2 pseudogenes are annotated in these 1,739 nt (G+C 43.1%); both read right to left on the bottom strand.

The window, feature by feature from the left end:
• A pseudogene (locus GMD1S_RS07510) lies at nucleotides 1-1,239 on the bottom strand (Hsp70 family protein); the annotation flags it as partial.
• Nucleotides 1,236-1,739 (bottom strand): annotated as a pseudogene (locus tag GMD1S_RS07505) (class I tRNA ligase family protein); the annotation flags it as partial. The pseudogenes GMD1S_RS07510 and GMD1S_RS07505, both read right to left, overlap by 4 nt.

The following is a 1,739-nucleotide window of genomic DNA, read 5'->3' as shown; positions in this document are numbered from 1 at the left end:
TTTCACTTCGACATCCAAAATCCCATTTAAATCATAGGTAAATCGAACTGTGAAACCTTCATTTACTCGAGTATTCACAGGGACGGGAACTTCTAATTCTCCTAGAAACAGATTTTGTGATGCCTTCATCATCTCACCTTGATAGACCTTTATCTTGACTTGACTCTGTCCCAATTCAGCCGTATAGTACTGTTCGATGCGTGAAGCAGGCAGGGTAGAATTTCGCTCAATAATCGGCGAAAAGCGGTCACCAACTATTTCTATCCCCAGTGTAAAAGGGCAAATATCAGACAGTAATAAATCTCGTATCTCACCCTGGCGTTCTTTGATTCCTGCTAAAAGGGCACAACCTCGCGCAATCATCCGATCGGGATCATCAGATACCTGCACCATTTGATTGATACAGTAGGATAAAAAGTCCTGAACCAAGCGGAGTTTCGAAGTCCCACCAACAAGAACAAAATTATCAGAAGACACATAGCTATAGCGTGCGTCCATCAAGGCACGGTCCAAAACAGCCTTAACACGTGCTAGCAGCGGTTGACAAAGCTCATAAAAGCGCTGGTAGCTCAAGTCTAAAGAGTATTCCTGATCTTGGTCCATCACTGTCATCTTCACTTCTTCTTTATCATTCAGTTCCAGCTTTGTCTTTTCAGCCTGTACCAAAATTTTGCTATAAAATTCACGGGAAATAGTATCCTTGGTTAATTGATTGGAGACTAAAAATTCCTCAGCAATAGCCGCAGTAAAGTCTTCTCCCCCCAAGCGATTGTCCCCTGCGATTGACACGATTTCAACGATATTATCAAAAAGCTCCACAACTGAAATGTCTAGAGTTCCACCACCAAAATCGACTACAATAAAAGATTGATCTTCCTGGTTTACCATAGATCTTTTAGCAAGAGCAGCTGCGGAAGGCTCATTGATAATCCGATCAATCTGAACTCCAGCAAATTTCCCTGCTAGTTTGGTCGCATAGCGTTGAGCATCGTTGAAATAAGCTGGTACACTGACAATCACTTCCTCGACCTTTTCTCCAAGATAGGTCTCTGCATCGTCTACCAACTTTCGAATGATAAAAGAGCTTAATTCTTCAGCCTTATATGCTCGATTTCCTAGGGTCAACTCATGTTTAGTCCCCATAAAACGCTTGAATTGTGAAACCGTCTTATCTGGGTGAGTCACCAAGCGTTCCTTGGCAATTTTTCCAACTATAATCTCATCATTGTCATCTAAAGCTTGTTAATGAAGTTCCATGAAGCATCCATTTTCTCGTAAGAGAAGCGCACGTCTTGTCCTGGGGCAGAACCGTTTGAAAGGAACCAACGAAGGCTATCTGTTCCGTACTTATCAATAACATCCATTGGATCAATCCCGTTACCGAGAGATTTCGACATCTTGCGTCCTTGCTCATCACGAATGAGACCATGAATTAAGGCATTTTTGAATGGCGACTTGCCAGTAAATTCCAAACCTTGGAAAATCATCCGAGACACCCAGAACGGAATAATATCATAACCAGTCACCAAAGTTGATGTTGGATAATAACGTTTAAAGTCTTCTAAATCGACATCAGGCCAGCCCATGGTCGAGAATGGCCAAAGGGCAGAACTGAACCACGTATCCAAGACATCTTCGTCCTGAGTCCATCCGTCACCTTCAGGTGCTTCTTCGCCGACATATATTTCACCCTCAGCATTGTACCAAGCAGGGATTTGGTGACCCCACCAGAGCTGACG

This window comes from Streptococcus sp. GMD1S (genome assembly GCF_000296875.1).
Classification (GTDB): Bacteria; Bacillota; Bacilli; order Lactobacillales; family Streptococcaceae; genus Streptococcus.
This window is presented reverse-complemented; position numbering and strand designations above follow the sequence as displayed.